The sequence below is a fragment of the Bradyrhizobium canariense genome (assembly GCF_018130465.1).
In the GTDB taxonomy this organism is placed as follows: domain Bacteria; phylum Pseudomonadota; class Alphaproteobacteria; order Rhizobiales; family Xanthobacteraceae; genus Bradyrhizobium; species Bradyrhizobium canariense_C.
The window spans coordinates 123,021-142,845 of record NZ_JAFCKJ010000002.1; the positions used below are offsets into that span (position 1 = coordinate 123,021).

A 19,825-nucleotide genomic window follows, 5' to 3' on the forward strand; every position below is an offset into this window, starting at 1 on the left:
CCCCGTGGCAAGTCAGAAAGTCACCGCGCATCCGGTCGCGAATTCGACGGCAACGGCGGGGGCGGCTTTCGCAGTGGCGGTGGATTGCGCCAGGCCCCGGCGTTGCGGCCCGCGATCAGCCAGTAGACGACACCGGCGACAATGCCGGCGCCGGTCATGATCTCCAGGTGCCGCCGCACGATGCCTTCGAACCGCAAGGTGTCGGAGTGAAAGGGGACGAGGCCGAGATAGCAGGCGAGCCCCACGACGCCTCCGCCCACGGCATAAGCGAGCGCACTGCGGATGTAGAGCGCCTCGGTGATCGCGACGATCACCGCCGCCGGCACCAGCGCAAAGCCGGAGACGAAGATGAAGCCGAACCCGAGCAGGATATCGAACGTGCCCTGATCGACGGGACCTGCGCCGAGATCGGCGAACTCCGGAAACAACAGCGCGACCACGACGATCATGCCGCCGATGAAACAGGCGGCGAGAAAGCCGATGAAGATGACGATGAGGCGGCCGATCAGCGACATGACGCCACCCCCGCCGTCATTGCGAGCAACCGGGTCCGCGGGAAGCGCGGCCCGATGACAGGCTCCGCGAAGCAATCCAGTCTGCCTCTGCGGAAAGACTCTGGATTGCTTCGCTGCGCTCGCAATGACGAGGATGCGAGAGCACGTGCGCGCATCAACTCAATCCGTCATCGCCATGGCGCGCAGCGTCTGGCGCTCGCGGGCGGAAAGCTTTTCCGTCTCCGACTTCAGCTGGCCGCAGGCCGCGAGGATGTCGCGGCCGCGCGGGGTACGCACCGGCGAGGAATAGCCGGCGTTGAAGATGTATTCGGAGAATTTTTCGATCTGGTCCCAGTCCGAACATTCATAGGCCGTACCGGGCCAGGGATTGAACGGGATCAGATTGATCTTGGCGTGAACGCCCTTGAGCATCTTTACCAGCAGCTTTGCATCGTCGAGCGAATCGTTGACGCCCTTGAGCATCACATATTCGAAGGTGATGCGGCGCGCGTTCGAGGCGCCGGGATAATCGCGGCAGGCCTGCAGCAGCTCAGCAATCGGATATTTGCGGTTGAGGGGCACCAGCTCGTTACGCAGCTCGTCGCGCACCGCATGCAGCGAAATTGCGAGCATCACGCCGATTTCCTCGCCCGCGCGCACGATGTTCGGCACCACGCCCGAAGTCGACAGCGTGATGCGACGGCGGGAGATGCCGATGCCTTCGTTGTCGCCGACGATGAGCAGGGCGTCGCGCACGGCGTCGAAATTGTAGAGCGGCTCGCCCATGCCCATCATCACGATGTTGGTGACACGACGCGTGCCGTCCTCGCGATCGGCCCAATCATTCAGACGGTCCCGCGCGACCATCACCTGGCCAACGATCTCGCCGGCGGTGAGGTTGCGCACTAGGCGCTGCGTGCCGGTGTGGCAGAACGAGCAGTTCAGCGTGCAGCCGACCTGCGAAGAGACGCAAAGCGTGCCGCGATCGGTCTCGGGGATGTAGACGCACTCGACTTCATGCGCCCGCTCGACATTGTCGCCGCTCGGCAGCCGCAGCAGCCATTTGCGGGTACCGTCGTTGGAGATCTGCTCGGCCACGACTTCAGGCCGGTCGACGGTGAAGCGCTCGGCGAGATCGGTTCGAATGCCCTTCGAGATCGACGTCATATCGTCGAAGCTCCGGGCGCCGCGGAAATAAAGCCAATGCCACAGCTGCTGCACGCGCATCTTGCGCTGCGCGGGCGCGACGCCGATCTCGCCGAGGCAATCGGCAAGCTCGGTACGCGACAGGCCGATCAGCGACGGCTTGGCCGGCGGCACATAGGTTTCGAGCGGAGTCTTCTCCACCAGTGTTGCGTTGTGCGGCTCGGCAGTCGGTTGCATTGAATGGACCTGATTAGGTGGTCGTTCCGGGATGGTCCGAAGGACCGGACCCGGAACCTCGAGATTCCGGGTTCGATGCTGCGCATCGCCCCGGAATGACGGAAAAACTTGGAACCGCCCCTATATAGCAACCGGAATTGCCGATTGCGACCTTATCGACCGCAGGCTTAACGCCTGCAATCTTATCGCCGGCAATCCTGGGAGATCCGGTCAAGCGCCTGGGCGAGGCCCTTCAGCGAAAAGGTGTCGGTCGTCTCGGTCCCCTTGGACGAGATGCCCTTGACCACGAGATCGGCGGATTTGCGCATGGCCTCGACCATCCGCTCCTCCTCGGCCGCGTTCTTGATCCAGAGACCGTCGCCCTGCGAGTACATGGCGAAAGCGGCGCCGCCGACCTCCACCGAGGATTCAGAGCCCGGCTTCAGCGCGTAGCCGATCATGACCGAGACTTCGTTGTTGACCTTCTCCGCCGGGCGGGTGGAGACGAAGGCATAGGCAGGATCGCGCGGCCGATTCGGCGGGTTGGTCTTCGACGACGACGGCTTGGCCAGCGCGAAGCAGACCTTTTTGCCGTTGGGCGCAGCCGAATAGGCGCCCCAGGTGCCGAACTGTCCGATCAGGGTTGGCTCGGCGCCGCCCGCAACCGCCGCGGGAGGGGCGGTCGGCTTGCTCTCGGGCTTTGCAGCCGTCTTTCCAGTCGTATTGGCCGCCGGCGCAGCCGATTTCGGCGCGGCCTCTTTCGGTGCAGTTTTGGGCGCCGGTTGCGCCGTCTGCGCCCGCGCGGAATCGGTGATTCCACAGGCCACCACGCCCGTCATCAAAGCTAAGATCAGCGCCCGCCACATGCTGGAGTGGTTCCCTCAATATTGTGACTGGAAGATGGCCCGGCCGCGCGTTGTCCCCGCGGCAGGGATAACCGGGAAAGTCCAATTTGGGAAGGCAGTTAGCGAAGGTCGCGGCGACTAGGCCCTGGATCGCGCCGCGCGCTGCTCCGACCATTGCGCATCGGTCCAGCGCAACAAATCCTCCGCGCCGGAGCTGCGCAAATGCGCGCCACCGTCGATCACCACCATCTCGCCGTTGATATAGCCGGCACGGTCGGAGACCAGAAAGCTGGCAAGATCGGCAAGCTCGCTGTGCTCGCCGGCGCGCCCCATCGGGTTGCGCGCGCCCCATCCCTCGTCGCGACCCTCGGGGCGGAGTTGTCCCGAGGCGCCGGCGGTCGGAAACGGTCCCGGCGCGATCGCCACGGTACGGATGCCCTTGGGCCCCCACTCGACCGCGAGACTCCTGGTCATCGCCAGCACCGCCGACTTCGCCATCGCCGAGGGAACGGTGAAGGCGCGGCCGGTGATGGTCGAGGTCGAGAGGATCGAGAGCACGACGCCGCCATGCTTGCCGTCGATCCAGCGCTTGCCGACGGCAAGCGTGCAATACATCGCACCATGCAGCGTCGGCGCGAGGATCGCATCCGCGGCGCGGAACGACAGATGCTCGCTCTGCGCGATGAAAGTCGCCGCGGCGTTGTTGACGAGAATATCGAGCGGCGCCTCGCGCCAGATGGCGTCCATCATGCTCTCGACGGCGGCGCCGTCGCGGATATCGCAGGCGATCGTCGTGACCTTGCCGCCGGTCTGCGCGCGCATCTCGCTCGCTGTTGCTTCCAGCCGATCGAGCTTGCGCCCGCAGATCACGAGCTCGGCGCCGAGCGCGAGGAAGCGATGAGCCATCGCAGCACCGAGACCCGAACCGCCGCCAGTGACGAGGATGCGCTTGTTCTTGAGCAGGCCCGTTTCAAACATCGTTTGAATCCTCCCTTTCTTTCTTCCCGTCATTGCGAGCGCAGCGAGCAATCCAGGCTATTTCCGCGGCACGGATTCTGGATTGCTTCGCTGCGCTCGCAATGATGAGAGGATAGGCTGGTGCGTTCCAATAGACAAAGAAACCGGATTGTCGCCCGTGCCTAAATCCGGCAGAAACGGGCAAACTATAATTCCACTCGAAACGCCCAAGGTGCCGCCATGAAAGCCATCCTCTGCTCGCAATATTGCCAGCCCGACGATCTCGTTCTGGCCGACGTGCCGGATCCGGTGGCCGGTCCCGGCGAAGCCGTGATCGCGATCAAGGCTGCGGCGCTGAACTTCTTCGATATCCTGATGATCCAGGGCAAGTACCAGATCAAGCCGCCGTTCCCGTTCTCGCCGGCCGCCGAAGTCGCGGGCATGATCGAGAGCATCGGTCCCGGCGTGACCGATCTGAAGGTCGGCGATCGCGTCGTCGCCTCCTGCGGCCACAACGGCGCGCGCGAGAAGATCGCGCTGCCTGCGGCGTCGATCGTGAAGATCCCCGACAATCTCGATTATGACCGCGCGGCCGGCATCATCATCATCTACGGCACCGCGCTGCATGCGCTGGAAGATCGCGCGAGCCCGAAGCCGGGCGAGACGCTCGCGGTGCTCGGCGCCGCCGGCGGCACCGGACTTGCCGCTTGCGAGCTCGGCAAGCTGATGGGCCTGAAGGTGATCGCCTGCGCCTCGTCGGACGAGAAGCTCGAATTCGCGAAGGCGCACGGCGCAGAACTCACGCTCAATTACGGCAAGGAAGATTTGAAGGAAGGCTTGCGAAAGCTCACCGGCGGCAAGGGCGTCGACATCATCTTCGATCCCGTAGGCGGCACCTATGCCGAGCAGGCACTGCGCTCGATTGCCTGGGAAGGCCGCTTCCTCGTGATCGGCTTTGCCGCCGGCGACATTCCGAAGATGCCGCTGAACCTCGCACTGCTGAAGGGCTGCGACATCCGCGGCGTGTTCTGGGGCGCCTGGACCCGGCTCAACCCGGAAAAGAACCGCGCCAATCTCGAGAAGCTCGTGAAGTGGACAGCGGAGGGGAAGATCTCCTCGCATGTCGACCGCATCTTCCCGCTGGCGCAGACCGCCGACGCCCTGAAGGTGCTCGCCGGACGTCAGGCCATGGGCAAGGTGATTTTGCATCCGTGAGGTGATGCGATAGCGAAGACTCCCTCCACGCGTCGTCCTGGCGAAAGCCAGGACCCATACCGCGGAATCTATCGGTAGCGTTCGGTCGCAATACCGAACGACGAGTCTTCGCCAAAGGACTTCCTGGGGTAATGGGTCCTGGCTTTCGCCAGGACGACATTGGTGGTTCAGTCCTGCTCCTCGCCCTCATCCACCCCGCGCTTCAGCGCGGCGCGGGCGGCTTCGCGATGCTCATTCGTGATGTGGCTGGCGACCATGCGGATCGCAGTGGCGAGCACGGCGGCGTCATCGGTGAAGCCGAGGATCGGCATCACGTCGGGAACGAAGTCGAACGGCAGGATGAAGTAGGCGATCGCCCCGAGCAGCGACGCCTGGACATGGCGCGGCGTCTGCCGGTCGAAGGCGCAGTAATAGGCGGCGAGCAGATCCTCCGCGAACGGCAGTTGCGCGGCGACACGCTTCAGCTTGCGCCAGAAGCGGCGGCGCACGCTCTCACGATCTTCCGCGAGCCGGTCGGCCGGCTCGAAACCGACGCTGTGTTCGGCAGCCATGTTCGACAAATCCCCGTTCAGCCGGGGGTGGCAGATCGCCGCATCCCGTGCTGATCACAAGATGGGGATGCCACCAGTCCCCGCAAGATGTCAGCCTGGCGTCGGCTTGGCGATGGCATTCATCGCCTTGGCGAGCTCGATGTCGAGCGTTGTGACGCCGCCGGCGTCATGGGTCGACAGCACCACCTCCACGGTCTTGTAGACGTTGCGCCATTCGGGGTGGTGATCCATCTTCTCGGCGACCAGCGCCGCGCGGGTCATGAAGCCGAACGCCTCGTTGAAATCCTTGAAGACAAAGGTTTTCCCGATCGCGTCCCGTCCTTGAACCTCGGTCCAATCAGGTAGTCCGACCAGCGCCTGCCTGCGCGCCTCCGCCGAGAGCCGTTCTGCCATCGCCGCCTCCGTCCTTTCAGGGGAACTTTACCCTAACACCGCACTGACGCCCCGGGTTCATATGGGATTTGACCCATCCGCTAACCATGACGGAGATGTAACCCTGCCGGACAAGAAATTTGCTACACTTGCGGGCGTAAATCGCGGCCAAGATGAAACTGAGCCTCAAGCGACTGTTCGGGAGATCGATGACCGGGGGATTGGACCTGGCCGAAGCGCCCACCCCGCCCTCGCCGCGATCATCGGCGCGGAAGACGGCGCTCGTGACTCTCGCGCTGGTGCTCGCGATCGTTGGTGCGCTCGTCGGCGGCTACTACTTCGCCATGCGGCCGGTGACGCTGAAGATCGCGGTCGGCCCCGCCAACAGCGATGACGTCAAGGTCGTGCAGGCGCTGACCCAGGCCTTCGCGCAGCACAAGAGCTATGTGCGGTTGCGTCCGATCCAGACCGACGGCGCCACCGCCAGCGCCGATCTGCTGGCGGAGGGCAAGGCCGACCTCGCCATCGTGCGCGGCGACGTCGACGTACCGAAGAACGCGCAAGCGGTTGCAACCCTGCGCAAGAACGTCGTGGTGCTGTGGTCGGTGCCCGGCAAGGGCAAGAAGAAGGGCGCGAAGATCACCAAGGTCGCGCAGCTCGCCGGCCATCGCGTCGGCGTGGTCGGCCGCACCCAGGCCAACGTCAATCTGCTCAAGGTGATCCTCCAGCAATACGGCGTCGATCCCGCCAAGGTCGAGATCGTGCAATACCCGGCAAGCGAAGCCGCCGAGGCGATCAAGGCCCAGAGGGCTGATGCCTATCTCGCGGCCGGTCCCGTCAACAGCAAGATCACGTCCGAGGCGATCGCCGTTTCCACCAAGGATTTCGGCACGCCAACCTTCCTCGCGATCGATTCCGCGGATGCGATTGCGCAAAATCATCCGGTCTACGAAGCGGCCGAGATTCCCGCGGGCACTTACGGCGGCTCGCCCGATCGTCCCGATGACGAGGTCAAGACCATCAGCTTCTCGCACCACATCGTGGCGCGCAAAACTGTGTCCGAAACCACCATCGCGGCATTCACGCGCCAGCTTTTCGCCGTACGCCAGCAACTGGTGACGGAATTCCCGCTGGCGGCGAAGATCGAAACGCCCGACACCGACAAGGATGCGGTGATCCCCGTGCATCCGGGCGCGGCCGCCTTCGTCGACGGCGAAGAAAAGACCTTCCTCGACAAATACAGCGATTACATCTGGTGGACCCTGATGGCGCTCTCGGCCATGGGCTCGATCGGCGCCTGGTTTGCGGGCTATCTGAAGAAGGACGAGCGCGACAACAACAGCCATTTGCGCGAGCGGCTGCTCGACATGATCACCGCCGCACGAAAGAGCGAGACGACCGAAGATCTCGATCAAATGCAGACCGAGGCCGACGGGATCCTGCGCGACACGCTGCGCTGCTACGACCACGGCGCGATCGAGGAAGGGGCGCTCACCGCCTTCAACATCGCGCTCGACCAGTTCCACGCGGCGGTTGCCGACCGCAAGGCGGTGCTGTTCAGCCTGCCGCAGAACCTGCAGCGCACCGGCGCGCAATTCCGGGCTGCCGGCAACGCGTAGACGCTTGCGCGCGTAATCGCTGCGTCACATTGTCTCAATATAGCGTCGGACTTCACCGTGGCGACCGCCTTGGGCGGCCGCCTCACGCGATATCGAGACCGTCCCATGAACGTCAAATTCTCCCGCCGCCGTTTCCTGACGACCAGTGCCGGCGCGCTCGGCGCGGTCGCAATGCCCCATCTGTCCCGCGCGGCCGACCGGCCGGCGGTGACCCATGGCGTGCAGTCGGGCGACGTCACCGTCGACAGTGGCGTGGTGTGGGCGCGCACCGACCGGCCCGCGCAGATGCTGGTCGAGGTGGCGACGACGGAGTCATTCAGGGATGCCCGCGCACTGCCGCCGATCGCGGCGCTGCCCGAGAGCGACTTCACCGCAAAGATGCTGATCGAAAACCTGCCAGGCGGGCAGGACATCTTTTATCGCGTCCGCTTCCGCGATCTTTCGCACACCGCGGTGGAGGGCGAACCGGTGACCGGCCGCTTCCGCACCGCGCCGGCCGACCGCCGCGACGTCAGCTTCGTCTGGGGCGGCGACGTCGCAGGACAGGGCTGGGGCATCAACCCTGATGACGGCGGCATGTTCACCTTCTCGGCGATGCGCAAGCACCGTCCGGACTTCTTCCTGCACTCCGGCGACACCATCTATGCCGACGGTCCTATCCAGTCCGAGGTGAAGCTCGCCGACGGCAAGACCTGGAAGAACGTCACGATCCCCGAGAAGGCCAAGGTCGCCGAGACGCTGGACGAGTACCGCGCCGCGCACAAATACAATTTCACTGACGACAACGTTCGCGCCTTCAATGCCGAAGTGCCGATCTTCGTGCAGTGGGACGACCATGAGGTGACCAACAACTGGTCGCTTTCGAAGGAACTGCCGGCGACAAGGAGCGCGACATCGCGCTGCTTGCGGCCCGCGCAGGCCGTGCCTTCCACGAGATGTATCCGATGCGCGAGAGGATCGTTGAGCCCGGCCGCGTCTATCGCCAGATCTCCTACGGCCCGCATCTCGACGTGTTCGTGCTCGACGAACGCAGCTATCGCGGCCCGAACGGCCCCAATCTCGAAACCGCTTACGGCCCGGCCAGCTATTTCCTCGGCCCGGACCAGATCGCCTGGCTCAAGCGCGGCCTCTTGAATTCGCGCGCGACCTGGAAGGTGATCGCCTCCGACATGCCGCTCAGCCTCGTCGTGTCGGACACGCCGAAGGGTGGATCGGAAGCCATTGCGCAGGGCGACGGCCCGGTGCGTGGCCGCGAGTTCGAGATCGCCGACATCCTGCGTTTCATCAAGATGGCGCCGATCAGCAACACCGTGTGGCTGACGGCGGACGTGCATTACGCCGCCGCGCACTATTACGATCCGAACAAGGCGCAGTTCCAGGATTTCGAGCCGTTCTGGGAGTTCGTGTCGGGCCCGCTTCACGCGGGCACGTTCGGTCCGAACGCGCTCGACAATACGTTTGGGCCGGAGGTGCGTTTCGTCAAGGCGCCGGGGAAAGACAACCAGAACCTGCCGCCGTCCGCCGGCATGCAGTTCTTCGGTCACGTCAAGATCGACGGCGCTTCCGGCCAGATGACGGTGACCTTGCGCGACCGAGCCGACGTGGCGCTGTGGTCGACCACGCTCGATCCGAAGCAGGCGTGAAGCCGTATCGCTAGTCCGCCGCGCGTACCTGGAGCGCCGCCTCCAGCGCGTCGCTCGAACACGGCTTCTGCAGACGCGGCTGGCTGACGAATTCCGGCGGGATGCGCGCGTCAGCGCCGTAGCCGGTGACGAAGACGAACGGAATTTTCAGGGCCGCGAGCCGTTCGGCGACCGCAAAGCTGTTCTCGCGACTCAATCCGACGTCAAGCAGGGCGAATTCAGGGGCGCGCGCCGCGATTGCGGCCAGCGCCTGCGCCACTGAACCTACCGTGCGCACGCTCTTCACGCCAAATCCGAGCAAGCGATCCTCGAAGTCGATCGCGATGATCGGATCGTCCTCGACGATGAGGACATCGGCGGGACAGTTTGAACCATCGGAAACAGCGGGTGCCATCATCGCAACTTGGAGCATGAGGTTTCTCTGACTGGGATACCGGGTCACGACGCCTGCACCCAGCGCGGAGGGTTCCCGGAACGAAACCCACCACATCACAGTTGTCAGGTCTGTCCACTTGTGCACACAGGACCTCGACGGAACTCGCTAATGTGGAGGCGGATGGGAGTTTAAGATGGACGCGCGGACCAGCAACGCCACCGAGATCGACAGCCGGCCGATCAACAATCTGCTACGGCGCTTGAGCGCGGCCGACTTCGCCCTGCTTGCGCCGCATGTCATGGTCGAAAGCACCGCGGCGAATGAGCTGCTCTACAGCCCCGGCGACGACGTCCAGGTCGTCCACTTCCCCTGCGGACCGTCGCTTGCGACGTTCCTCGTTCCCAATGAGGACGGCCGCGATGTCGAGACCATCCTGGTCGGCCGCGAAGGCGCGGTGGGTGGCATCGTCAGCGAGGGCTATCTGCCGGCCTATACCCGGATCTGCGTGAAATTCGGCGGGCCGTTTGCGCGAATTCACGTCAGCAAGCTGGAGGCCGCCAAGCAGCGCTCGCCCTCGTTACGCCATGTCTTCGCTCGCTACGCCGACTGCATGCTGGCGCAGATCTTCCAGTCCACCGCCTGCAACGCCATTCACTCGATCGAGCAGCGCACCGCCAAATGGATGCTGGCGGCGATGGAACGGACCGGCGACGAGAGCAGCGTGCCGCTGACCCACGAACAGCTCGCGACGCTGCTCGGCGTCGGCCGCAGCTATGCCAGTCGCGTGCTCCAGTCGTTCAAGGCGGAAGGCGTGCTCGACACACGGCGCGGATCGATCCTGGTCCGCAACCGCGAGGGCCTGCGCTTGCGCGCCTGCCTGTGCAACGAGGCCGTCAAGATGCACTTCGAGGAGGTGCTGCGCGGGGTCTATCCGACCGAGGAGCGGGAAGCCGGGTAGCCCGCCCGCTTCGCTCTTCCGGCGTGGAGAAGGGCAGGAGCACTATCCCGCGTTGCCTGGACCTGGGCTAATATCCCCGCATGAGCGGGGCTTTCCTTCACACTCTCTTCGACATCGCAGCGTGGCTGGCGGCGGCAGCCGCCGTCTACTGGCTGTCGCGACAGGATTTGCGGTTTCCGGCGCAATCCTTCGAGATGTCCTATATCGCCGCGCTGGTGTTCGGCGCGGGCCTCGGCGCCTATTTGTTCGGCTCCGCCAATCTGTGGTTGTCGGGCCAGAGCGGCATTGCGCGCTCGGTCGAGGGGGCGCTCGCGGGGGGCGTCGTGGCGATCGAGCTCTACAAATGGTCCGCAGGGATCACGGTGCGAACAGGCGCCCGTTTTGCGCTTCCGCTGGCGCTCGGCATCGCGATCGGCCGGCTCGGCTGCTATTTCGCGGGCCTCGACGATTTCACCTACGGCACGCCGACGGCATGGCCCTGGGGCCATGATTTCGGCGACGGCGTCCCGCGCCATCCCGTGCAGCTCTACGAAAGCGCCGCGATGGGCGTATTCGCGCTTCTCTACGTGCTGGCGGTCTTGAACCGGAGCGCGTTTGTGATCACCAATGGTTTCTACCTCGTCCTCGTCTATTATGGAGCACAGCGTTTCCTGTGGGAATTCCTCAAGCCCTACGGCACGCTGATCGGCCCCTTCACGCTGTTTCACCTGCTGTCGCTGTCCATCCTGCTCTACGCCGTCGTCATGCTGGCGAGGGCGCCCAAAGCGAGACCCATGCATGAACGCGCCGTTGCGTAAGTCGCGTCCCTATATCTTCTGGGGCCAGACCCAATCTCTCTGCGAGACCTGCCTGAAGCTGGTGCCGGCCAAGATCCAGATCCTCGACAACGAGGTCTGGTACGAGAAGCGCTGCAAGGAGCATGGCGTCCAGTCCACGCTGGTGTCGACGGACGCCGCCTATTGGCGGCTGTGCAAGGATTTCATCAAGCCGGGCGACCGGCCGCTCGCCTTTCAACGGCATACCGAATTCGGCTGCCCCTACGATTGCGGCCTGTGCCCCGACCACGAGCAGCATTCCTGCCTGGCGCTGATCGAGATCACCGAGCATTGCAATCTGACCTGCCCGGTGTGCTTTGCCGATTCCTCGCCGGCGCGGACCAGCTTCACGCCGCTGGCCAAGATCGAGCGAATGCTGGATGCTCTGGTCGCGAGCGAGGGCGAGCCCGACCTGGTGCAGATCTCCGGCGGGGAGCCGACGCTGCATCCGGACTTCTTCGCGATCCTCGATGCGGTGCGCGCCCGCCCGATCCGCCACGTCATGATCAACACCAACGGCCTGCGCATCGCCCGCGAAAAGGATTTCGTGGCGCGGCTCGCCGAGAACAAGCGCGGGCTCGAGGTCTATCTCCAGTTCGACTCGCTCGAACGCGACGCGTTGATCAATCTGCGCGGGGCGGATTTGCGCAAGATCCGCCAGCAGGCGCTGGAGAATCTCGAGCATTATGGCGTGTCGACCACGCTGGTGGCGACCATCAAGCGCGGCGTCAACGATGCCGAGATAGGCGACATCGTCCGCCATGCCCTGAGCTGGAAGTGCGTTCGCGGCGTCACGCTTCAGCCGGTGCAGGATGCCGGCCGCAACGAGAATTTCGACAAGAACACCGACCGCATCATGCTGTCGGAGATCCGCAAGCGCGTGGTCGAAACCGGCGTGTTCGGCGACAAGGACATGATCCCGCTGCCCTGCAATCCCGAAAGCATCTCGATCGGTTACGGCCTGCGCAACGGCGAGAAAGTGCTGCCGCTGACCTCGCTGATCCCGCAGGAGCAACTCGTCGCATTGTTGCCCAACACGATAAGCCCGGAGAAGCACCCGGCACTGCGGGAGAAATTCATCGATCTGTTTTCGTTGTCCTCGGGACCGCTGAACACCAGCGAGCGCGTCTGCGAATTGCTGTGCTGCCTGCCGAGCTTCGAGGTACCGCAGGGAATCACTTACGAGAACGTATTCCGCGTCACCATCGTGCAGTTTCTCGACCGCTTCAATTTCTGCGTCGGCAACGTCAAGCGCAGCTGCATCCATTTCGTCACCGAGAGCGGCGCGATCATCCCGTTCGACACCTACAATTTGTTCTACCGAAACGGGAAGATCGACGGCATCCGCGCCGAACTAGCAATGAAGGTTGTGCCGGAAGGAGCTTTGCAGGGATGACCAGCACTGATAACCCGTCACCCCCTCCCTCGCCTTCGCGGCCACCGCCGAACCAGCGCAGCGGCTGCCTGACCGCGCTCATGGCGATCTTCGGGATCATCCTGCTGCTGCCCGGCGCCTGTGCACTCCTGTTCGGCGGAATCTCGATATCCGACAGAGGCCGGATCGATTCCGACGTCGCGCCCCTGGTCTTCCTGGGCCTGGTCGTGGGGCTGGGCGGGGTCGCCCTGATCTGGGCGGCAATCAAGGGCCGACGCGTCTAAGCCCTGCTTTTTCGCCTAACCCCCGGGGATTCCCGGGCAAAATTCAATCAACCAACGGCCAAAGAACACATTGTTTTTTGGCCGTTTTTGCATATATTGCGCCGCAACGCGTAGGGTGCCCGGTCGATATGCCGGGCGTCCCTTTTTGGGCGGAAAGCGCCCCGTTTCCAGTCTTCAAGCGTTGTTTCGAGAAGAGGTCCCGGTCTGACCGGCGAGATCGCGCTTAACCCATTGTCCGACCGCAAAGAAGCCCACTCATGAACCTTCGCAACATCGCCATCATCGCCCACGTCGACCACGGCAAGACGACACTCGTCGACCGCCTCCTTCAGCAATCCGGCACCTATCGCGAGAACCAGAAGGTGACCGAGCGCGCCATGGACTCCAACGATCTGGAGCGCGAGCGCGGCATCACCATTCTGGCCAAAGCGGCCTCGGTGCAGTGGAAAGACACCCGCATCAACATCGTCGACACCCCAGGCCACGCCGATTTCGGCGGTGAGGTCGAGCGCATCCTCAATATGGTGGACGGCGCGCTGGTGCTGGTCGACGCCGCCGAAGGCCCGCTGCCGCAGACCAAATTCGTGGTCTCCAAGGCGCTCAAAGTCGGTTTGAAGCCGATCGTCGTGATCAACAAGGTTGACCGTCCCGACGCGCGGGCGACCGAAGTCATCAACGAGGTGTTCGACCTGTTCGCGGCGCTCGACGCCAGCGAGGAGCAGCTCGACTTCCCGATCCTCTACGGGTCGGCCAAGCAAGGCTGGATGGCCGATAGCCCGGATGGGTCGCACGAAGCCGGTATGCAGCCGCTGTTCGACCTGATCGTGCGCCATGTCGCGCCGCCGACCGTCGAGGAAGGGCCGTTCCGCATGATCGGCACCATTCTGGAAGCCAACCCCTATCTCGGCCGCATCATCACCGGCCGTATCTCCTCAGGCTCGATCAAGCCGAACCAGGCCGTGAAGGTGCTGGGCGCCGACGGCAAGACGATCGAAACCGGCCGCATCACCAAGATCCTCGCCTTCCGCGGCATCGAGCGCACCCCGCTCGACGAGGCCGAGGCAGGCGACATCGTCGCGATCGCCGGCCTGACCAAGGGCACCGTCGCCGACACCTTCTGCGATCCGTCGGTCGACACCCCGCTCGTGGCGCAGCCGATCGACCCGCCGACCGTGTCGATGTCCTTCATCGTCAACAACTCGCCGCTCGCCGGCACCGAAGGCGACAAGGTGACCAGCCGCATGATCCGCGACCGCCTGCTGCGCGAGTCCGAAGGAAACGTCGCGCTGCGGGTCGTCGAAGCATCGGACAAAGACGCGATGGAAGTCTCGGGCCGCGGCGAATTGCAGCTCGCGATCCTGATCGAGACCATGCGCCGTGAAGGCTTCGAGCTTTCGGTGTCGCGTCCGCGCGTCGTGCTGCAGAAGGACGAGGCCACCGGCGCCACGCTGGAGCCGATTGAGGAAGTCGTCATCGACGTCGACGAGGAGCATTCCGGCGTCGTCGTGCAGAAGATGAGCGAGCGTAAGTCCGAGCTGATCGAGATGAAGCCGTCCGGCGGCAACCGCCTGCGGCTGGTGTTCTACGCGCCGACCCGCGGCCTGATCGGCTACCAGGGCGAACTGCTCACCGACACGCGCGGCACCGCGATCATGAACCGCCTGTTCCACGGCTACGCGCCCTACAAGGGCGAGATCCAGGGCCGCCGCAACGGCGTGCTGATCTCCAACGACCAGGGCGACGCGGTGGCCTATGCCATGTTCAAGCTGGAAGATCGCGGCCCGATGATGATCGAGCCGGGCTGGAAGGTCTACAAGGGCATGATCGTCGGCGAGCATACCCGCGACAACGACCTCGAGATCAACGTGCTCAAGGGCAAGCAGCTCACCAACATCCGAACCACGTCGAAGGATGAAGCGGTGCGCCTGACCCCGCCGATCCGCATGACTCTGGAAAAGGCGCTGGCCTATATCGAGGACGACGAGTTGGTCGAGATCACGCCGAAGTCGATCCGCCTGCGCAAGCGGCACCTCGACCCGAACGAGCGCAAGCGCGCGGAAAAATCCAAGGAAGCGGTGGCCTAAGGCCACTGCTCTCGTGCCCCGGACGCAGCGCAGCACGCAGTGGTGCGCTGCTGGGCCGGGGCCCAGATCTCTTACCGCATTCAATCGCTCTCATGGGTCCCGGCTCTGCGCAGCAGCGCAAGCGCGCTGCAGCGCGTCCGGGACACGAGAGCAGCAGATCCGTCCAGCTTCAGCACACCCAGCGAACGTGCTAGAGCCAGCCAATGCCTTCCCTCCCCTCCTCAGTCGACGTCGCGATCATCGGCGCGGGCGCCGCCGGCCTCGGCGCGGCGCATGCGCTGGCGGGCTCCGGCCTCTCCGCGATCGTGCTGGAGGCGCGCGACCGGCTCGGCGGCCGCGCCTGGACCGTGCAGGCCTCGCCTGAGGTCACGTTCGACGTCGGCTGCGGCTGGCTGCATTCGGCGGACAACAACTCCTTCGTCGCGATTGCGAAACAGCTCGGTTTCGAGGTCAACCAGGACCTGCCGCCCTGGCGCGAGCGCGCCTATGGCAACGCGTTTCCGAAAGCCGAGCGCGATGATTTCATGCGCGCGATGGACGCGTTCTATCAGCGGCTCTGGAAAGTCGCGCAGAACGGCAAGGACGAACCCGCGAGCTCGGGCCTGGAGCCCGGCAATCGCTGGAACCCCATGATCGACGCGGTCTCGACCTACATCAACGGCTGCGAACTGAAGGACATGTCGACGCTGGACTGGGACGCCTATGAGGACAGCGACCTCAACTGGCGCGTCCGCCGCGGCTATGGCGCGCTCATCGCGGCCTATGGCGCGCCCTGCCCGATGACGCTGAACTGCAACGTCACGCTGATCGATCATTCGGACAAGCGCATCCGCATCGAGACATCGCAGGGCACGCTGGTCGCGGACAAGGTGATCGTCACCGTGCCGACCAATTTGATCGCCGACGAAGCAATCCGGTTCTTACCTGCCTTGCGCGCCAAGGTCGATGCCGCAGCCGGCCTGCCGCTCGGCGTCGATGACAAGCTGACGCTGGCGCTTAGCGATGCCGAGGCCTTCCCCAGGGAAGGAAACCTGCGCGGCGCCACCATGCGCACCGACATGGGCACCTATCATATCCGCCCGTTCGGCCAGCCCTGCATCGAAGGCTTTTTCGGCGGCCGATTTGCACGTGAATTGGAGGATGCCGGGGAAGGCGCATTCGCAGCCCAAGGCATCGACGAGATCGCAGGCTTCCTCGGCAACGACATCAGGAAAAAGCTGAAGCCGCTCTACGAGTCCCGCTGGGCCCACGATCCCTTCGCGCGAGGCTCATATTCGCACGCGCTGCCGGGCCACGCCGGTGACCGCGCCGTGCTGGCCGCACCGGTCGACGGGCGGCTGTTCTTTGCGGGAGAAGCGACGTCGCCGAACTTCTTCACGACGGCGCATGGAGCGAGGGACTCAGGGGAGCGGGCGGCGAGGGAAGTGCTGGGGGTTCTGGGCAAACCGTAACCACACACTCCGTCATTGCGAGCGCAGCGAAGCAATCCAGAATCTTTCCGCAGCGGCAGCCTGGATTGCTTCGCTACGCTCGCAATGACGAATTACTCGACCACCCGTGCTCGCAAGTCAGCATCCGGCACGAAACACGTATCGTACTTGCCGAAGATGCGGTAGCGGTTGCGCGCGACGAGGTTGTAGAGCGGGTCGCGCAACGCTTTCGGCACGGCGAATAGCGCGTTGACCCAGCCCCATCCTGGCAGTCGGGACAGCACCGTCAGCGCAGCGTCCGATTTCATGAACACCTCGCCGCCGTAGACCACCGCATTGGTGTCGGGATCATCCGGATCGATGCCGAACGTGCGCGCGAGCTGGGCGCCATAGTCCGACTGGATCGGCGTGAAGCGAAATCGCTTCGCCGTATCACGTTTGGCGACGAACCGCACCCAGCGCGAGCAGAAGATGCAGACGCCGTCGAACAGGATGATGTCATCGTCGGGCCATTTGGGCATCAGCGATTATCCAGCATGAGCAATGCAACAAGCTCAGCACTATGGCCGGCCCCGTCTTCACCAGTGCGCCGAGCGGTTCGACCCAGAGGTCGGGCGTAAGGATCGCCGCGCCAAACATATAACCGAGCGAAGCCAGGATGCCCGCAACGAGTCCGATCACTGCGGTGCGGCGGAAGGCGATCAGCGCGCCGATGCTCATGTCCATCAGGCTGGTGCCGATGGTGACGGGATCGACCAGCGCCGGCGGAAAGTTGTGCGCAGTCAGGATGCCGGCGGCGGCGCGATAGGACACGAACAGTGCGATGAAGCCGGAGACGGACCAGAACGCGACAAGGCTGGCGAAGATCAGCGTCTTGACCAGGAACAGCCGCGCGAACCATTTGTCCTGGATCGTTGCAGGGTGGCGCCCGACCGTCTGAGCCAACGACTTCGGCACGATGCCCGTGGCGGCGATCCACGCCGAGGGATCACCGCTCACGCCGCGGCGCAGCTCGGCGATGGCCGTGGAGCGCATCGGCGGCATCCAGCCGAGATAATTGGCGAAATCGCCGCCTTTCGCGCCGAGATCGAGCATGAAGGACGGCATCGCGACGCGCAACCAGCCCGCCGTACCGAACGCGATACGAAACTGCTTGATGACCCCGGCCATCGTGATCGGTTCGATCTGCATCAGGTCCCAGTTCACAGCCTTCACCGATGCGTCGTCGCTATCACGCGCGGCAAGCCAGGCAATGGTGGCCGAGATATCCTCGACCGCAACGGGCTGGAACGGCGTCGCCATCTCCTTCTCCGGCAAGTCGAGCGGAAACGCCGCAAGCGCGCGGAGCATCGCGCTGCCGCCATAGGCTGACGGCGCGACCACGAAGCCAGGCCGCAAGATGGCGTGAGGAATGCCGGACGCCGCGATCAAACGTTCGGCCTCGCGCTTCGTCGTTGCGAACGCGGTTCGATCCTCGCCCGCGGCCCCGGGAATCGAGATGTGCACCAGCCGGATCGCACGGCCGCTGCCGCCGATGGCCTGAAGCAGGCGCGCGACGAGATCGCGATGCACCGCGTTGGTGTCGCTGCCGGGACCGTCCTGGAGCACGCCGAGGCAGTTCACGACGACATCTACCGCGTGCTCGCTGAGGAGGTGCGTCAGCGCGGCTCCATCGAGCGAGACGATCGGCCGCTCAATGTCCAACGCGCTCATCTTCTGTGCCGGCGACAGGCTGCGCGCCACGCCGACGACGCGAAATCCTCGCGCGCGAATATCGTCGGTGACGAAGCGACCGATCAGACCGGAGGCGCCGAGCACGAGAATGGTTCGCTGGCTCATGATCTTGCTCAAAACGGTTTTGCGATCATCAACCAGAGAATCAGCATCGTCGCACCGAAGCCGGGGAAACCGAACCCGAACCAGCGGCGGAACAGGACGAAATAGCGCTCCGGAAGCGCGATACGCTGCTCGGCCGCCTTGCGCGCGAGATCGCGCATCTCGATCTGCATGAAGATCACGGGGACCCAGAACAAGCCAGCAATCACATAAAGCGCAAGCGAGGCGAGCAGCCAGCGCTCGGCGATCGACGTTGCCGAGAGCATCATCAGCAGGCCGCCCGTGATCGGCTGGAGGATCACGGCGGACAACGTAAAGATCGCGTCCGCGATCACGACGACCGAAGCGGTGCGCGCGATGAACTCCGCGTTGTCAGTGCGATGCGCCATCAGCATGAAGAAGGCGATACCGGTTCCGGTGCCGAGAATGACGATAGCGCCGAGCACGTGCAGATATTTGATGAGGAAATACAGCGTCATGGCTTCTTGGTCGCCACGGACCTGGGCAGGTTCAGCCCTCGCGCAAGTTCGCCGCTCGCGGCTTTGACGCCGGCCTCGCCTTCGACCATCCAATGGCCTTCGCCGCCCGCGGCCGGCAGGGTGCGGAAGTCGACCTTGCCGCCGCTGCCGCGAAACGCATCCGCCAAGCCCAGCGAAAATTTCGGCGCAAAGTAGCTGTCATTGGCCGCAACGAGCCATGTGACGGGAATGCGCGCTGCTTTCCCGAACTCCGCCGCGGCCGCAAGCAGCGTGTGTGGCGCGCAGACCTTGTTCGGTTCGTCGTTGGCATGGCCACCGCGGCCCGGCGCAAAGGCGATGATGGCAGAGATCGCGTTCGGATCGGCATTCGCGAGCGCCAGCGCGCCCCAACCGCCGGCGGAATGGCCGATCACGACCGCGGCCTCCTTGCGGATGAAATCCTGCTTTCGCAGATAGTCCAGCGCGCGCGAGATTTCATCGGCCGTTGCGCGGCCCGAGCGCACATAGTCCGCCTCGTCACAGCCACCCTGGTCCTCGACATAGCGGCCGCCGGTCGCGCCATGGCCGAGCCGTTCCGGCACCAGCACGGCGAAGCCGCGTGCGATGAGGAACGCAGTGAGTGCGCGGTATTCCGGCTGTGGCGTTTGCGCGCGCCGCAAGCCATTTTGCGTCGAAGCATGCGCGATCACCGCAAGTCGGAACGGGCCAGCACCCGGCGGACGAAACAGCAGAGAATGAGCGACGATGTCGGTATCCGGCGATGGCACGCGCCATTGCTGCCGGCGAAACGGATCGCCCTCCGCTCCGGACGATCCAAACGTGACCTGAGCGCACACAGGCGGCGCAGTCAGCAAGGCCAATAGAGGCAGAAGCACGAGGATGTTGAGGAGCCGCATGAATTGCCGGAGGCGAGAACAGCGACAGTCACACTAGTAGGAACGAATCAATATCGGCAGACTTTCTGCGTTGCCATCACCGTTCATTCGTTGCCGCAAAGCAGTTTTGCACCGACGCATGGCACTCCGGTGCCGTTCGCATTGGCGTCTTGTGTTTTTTCGGTACAACACGGCTAAAATACTGATGCAGAAAGTCCACACGTTAACCGATAATTAACGATAGGTCTTGCCGCC

The 19,825-nt window shown here is 64.2% G+C and carries 18 protein-coding genes and 2 pseudogenes; 9 read left to right on the forward strand and 11 right to left on the reverse strand.

Features of this window, described 5'->3' with window-relative positions; translation table 11 throughout:
- Window positions 1-20: 20 nt before the first annotated feature.
- The 4 genes from JQ591_RS04880 to JQ591_RS04895 form a co-directional block, all read right to left on the reverse strand.
- Entirely contained in the window at window positions 21-515 is a 495-nt protein-coding gene (locus JQ591_RS04880; protein WP_211394917.1) for a hypothetical protein, read from the reverse strand.
- Window positions 516-674: 159 nt separating this feature from the next.
- Complete coding sequence (rlmN, locus tag JQ591_RS04885; RefSeq protein WP_211394918.1) at window positions 675-1,877, reverse strand: 23S rRNA (adenine(2503)-C(2))-methyltransferase RlmN; 1,203 nt, start codon at window positions 1,875-1,877, stop codon at window positions 675-677.
- Between the two features lie 182 nt (window positions 1,878-2,059).
- The gene (locus JQ591_RS04890) at window positions 2,060-2,722 is read right to left on the reverse strand and encodes an invasion associated locus B family protein (RefSeq protein WP_211394919.1); all 663 of its coding nucleotides are present in this window, start codon (window positions 2,720-2,722) and stop codon (window positions 2,060-2,062) included.
- A gap of 117 nt (window positions 2,723-2,839) precedes the next feature.
- Window positions 2,840-3,679: an SDR family oxidoreductase gene (locus JQ591_RS04895; protein ID WP_211394920.1), complete on the reverse strand. Its 840-nt coding sequence runs from the start codon at window positions 3,677-3,679 to the stop codon at window positions 2,840-2,842.
- Window positions 3,680-3,898: 219 nt separating this feature from the next.
- Between JQ591_RS04895 and JQ591_RS04900 the strand changes: the two genes are divergently transcribed.
- Window positions 3,899-4,873 (forward strand): NADPH:quinone oxidoreductase family protein, encoded by a 975-nt coding sequence (locus tag JQ591_RS04900; RefSeq protein WP_211394921.1) that lies wholly within the window; start codon window positions 3,899-3,901, stop codon window positions 4,871-4,873.
- A gap of 167 nt (window positions 4,874-5,040) precedes the next feature.
- Here JQ591_RS04900 and JQ591_RS04905 read toward each other — a convergent pair whose 3' ends face one another.
- Together JQ591_RS04905 and JQ591_RS04910 are read right to left on the reverse strand one after the other, a co-directional pair.
- The gene (locus JQ591_RS04905) at window positions 5,041-5,424 is read right to left on the reverse strand and encodes a YkvA family protein (RefSeq protein WP_211394922.1); all 384 of its coding nucleotides are present in this window, start codon (window positions 5,422-5,424) and stop codon (window positions 5,041-5,043) included.
- A gap of 90 nt (window positions 5,425-5,514) precedes the next feature.
- On the reverse strand, window positions 5,515-5,817 hold the full coding sequence (locus JQ591_RS04910; RefSeq protein ID WP_211394923.1) for a 4a-hydroxytetrahydrobiopterin dehydratase: 303 nt from the start codon (window positions 5,815-5,817) through the stop codon (window positions 5,515-5,517).
- Between the two features lie 152 nt (window positions 5,818-5,969).
- On the opposite strand from JQ591_RS04910, the gene JQ591_RS04915 reads away from it, so the two are divergent.
- The gene (locus JQ591_RS04915) at window positions 5,970-7,415 is read left to right on the forward strand and encodes a TAXI family TRAP transporter solute-binding subunit (RefSeq protein ID WP_211394924.1); all 1,446 of its coding nucleotides are present in this window, start codon (window positions 5,970-5,972) and stop codon (window positions 7,413-7,415) included.
- Window positions 7,416-7,520: 105 nt separating this feature from the next.
- A pseudogene (locus tag JQ591_RS04920) lies at window positions 7,521-9,058 on the forward strand (alkaline phosphatase D family protein).
- 10 nt (window positions 9,059-9,068) lie between these two features.
- Here JQ591_RS04920 and JQ591_RS04925 read toward each other — a convergent pair.
- On the reverse strand, window positions 9,069-9,470 hold the full coding sequence (locus JQ591_RS04925) for a response regulator (RefSeq protein ID WP_211395582.1): 402 nt from the start codon (window positions 9,468-9,470) through the stop codon (window positions 9,069-9,071).
- Window positions 9,471-9,627: 157 nt separating this feature from the next.
- On the opposite strand from JQ591_RS04925, the gene JQ591_RS04930 reads away from it, so the two are divergent.
- The 6 genes from JQ591_RS04930 (at window position 9,628) to JQ591_RS04955 (ending at window position 16,401) form a co-directional block, all read left to right on the forward strand.
- Complete coding sequence (locus tag JQ591_RS04930) at window positions 9,628-10,392, forward strand: Crp/Fnr family transcriptional regulator (RefSeq protein ID WP_211394925.1); 765 nt, start codon at window positions 9,628-9,630, stop codon at window positions 10,390-10,392.
- Between the two features lie 80 nt (window positions 10,393-10,472).
- A complete protein-coding gene (locus JQ591_RS04935; RefSeq protein ID WP_211394926.1) occupies window positions 10,473-11,189 on the forward strand; it encodes a prolipoprotein diacylglyceryl transferase in 717 nt (238 codons plus the stop codon).
- Window positions 11,170-12,603, forward strand: coding sequence for a radical SAM protein (locus JQ591_RS04940; RefSeq protein ID WP_211394927.1), 1,434 nt, complete (start codon window positions 11,170-11,172; stop codon window positions 12,601-12,603). Before JQ591_RS04935 ends, JQ591_RS04940 begins: the two co-directional genes overlap by 20 nt.
- Window positions 12,600-12,866 (forward strand): hypothetical protein, encoded by a 267-nt coding sequence (locus JQ591_RS04945; protein ID WP_211394928.1) that lies wholly within the window; start codon window positions 12,600-12,602, stop codon window positions 12,864-12,866. The genes JQ591_RS04940 and JQ591_RS04945 overlap by 4 nt, the downstream gene beginning before the upstream one ends.
- A gap of 257 nt (window positions 12,867-13,123) precedes the next feature.
- Window positions 13,124-14,950 carry a translational GTPase TypA gene (gene typA, locus JQ591_RS04950; protein WP_211394929.1) on the forward strand — a complete coding sequence of 609 codons (1,827 nt, stop codon included), beginning with the start codon at window positions 13,124-13,126 and terminating at the stop codon, window positions 14,948-14,950.
- Window positions 14,951-15,153: 203 nt separating this feature from the next.
- Window positions 15,154-16,401, forward strand: coding sequence for a flavin monoamine oxidase family protein (locus JQ591_RS04955; RefSeq protein WP_211394930.1), 1,248 nt, complete (start codon window positions 15,154-15,156; stop codon window positions 16,399-16,401).
- 92 nt (window positions 16,402-16,493) lie between these two features.
- Here the strand turns inward: JQ591_RS04955 and JQ591_RS04960 are convergent, their stop codons facing one another.
- The 4 genes and pseudogenes from JQ591_RS04960 to JQ591_RS04975 all read right to left on the reverse strand — a co-directional run bounded on the left by JQ591_RS04960 (window position 16,494) and on the right by JQ591_RS04975 (window position 19,591).
- Window positions 16,494-16,901, reverse strand: a complete 408-nt coding sequence (locus JQ591_RS04960) for a thiol-disulfide oxidoreductase DCC family protein (RefSeq protein WP_211394931.1) — start codon at window positions 16,899-16,901, stop codon at window positions 16,494-16,496.
- Window positions 16,901-18,219: pseudogene (locus tag JQ591_RS04965) on the reverse strand (SDR family oxidoreductase). The gene JQ591_RS04960 and the pseudogene JQ591_RS04965 overlap by 1 nt, the downstream one beginning before the upstream one ends.
- 8 nt (window positions 18,220-18,227) lie before the next feature.
- A complete protein-coding gene (locus JQ591_RS04970; RefSeq protein WP_211394932.1) occupies window positions 18,228-18,695 on the reverse strand; it encodes a DUF2269 family protein in 468 nt (155 codons plus the stop codon).
- Window positions 18,692-19,591 carry an alpha/beta hydrolase family protein gene (locus JQ591_RS04975; protein WP_211394933.1) on the reverse strand — a complete coding sequence of 300 codons (900 nt, stop codon included), beginning with the start codon at window positions 19,589-19,591 and terminating at the stop codon, window positions 18,692-18,694. The genes JQ591_RS04970 and JQ591_RS04975 overlap by 4 nt, the downstream gene beginning before the upstream one ends.
- Window positions 19,592-19,825 lie beyond the last annotated feature (234 nt).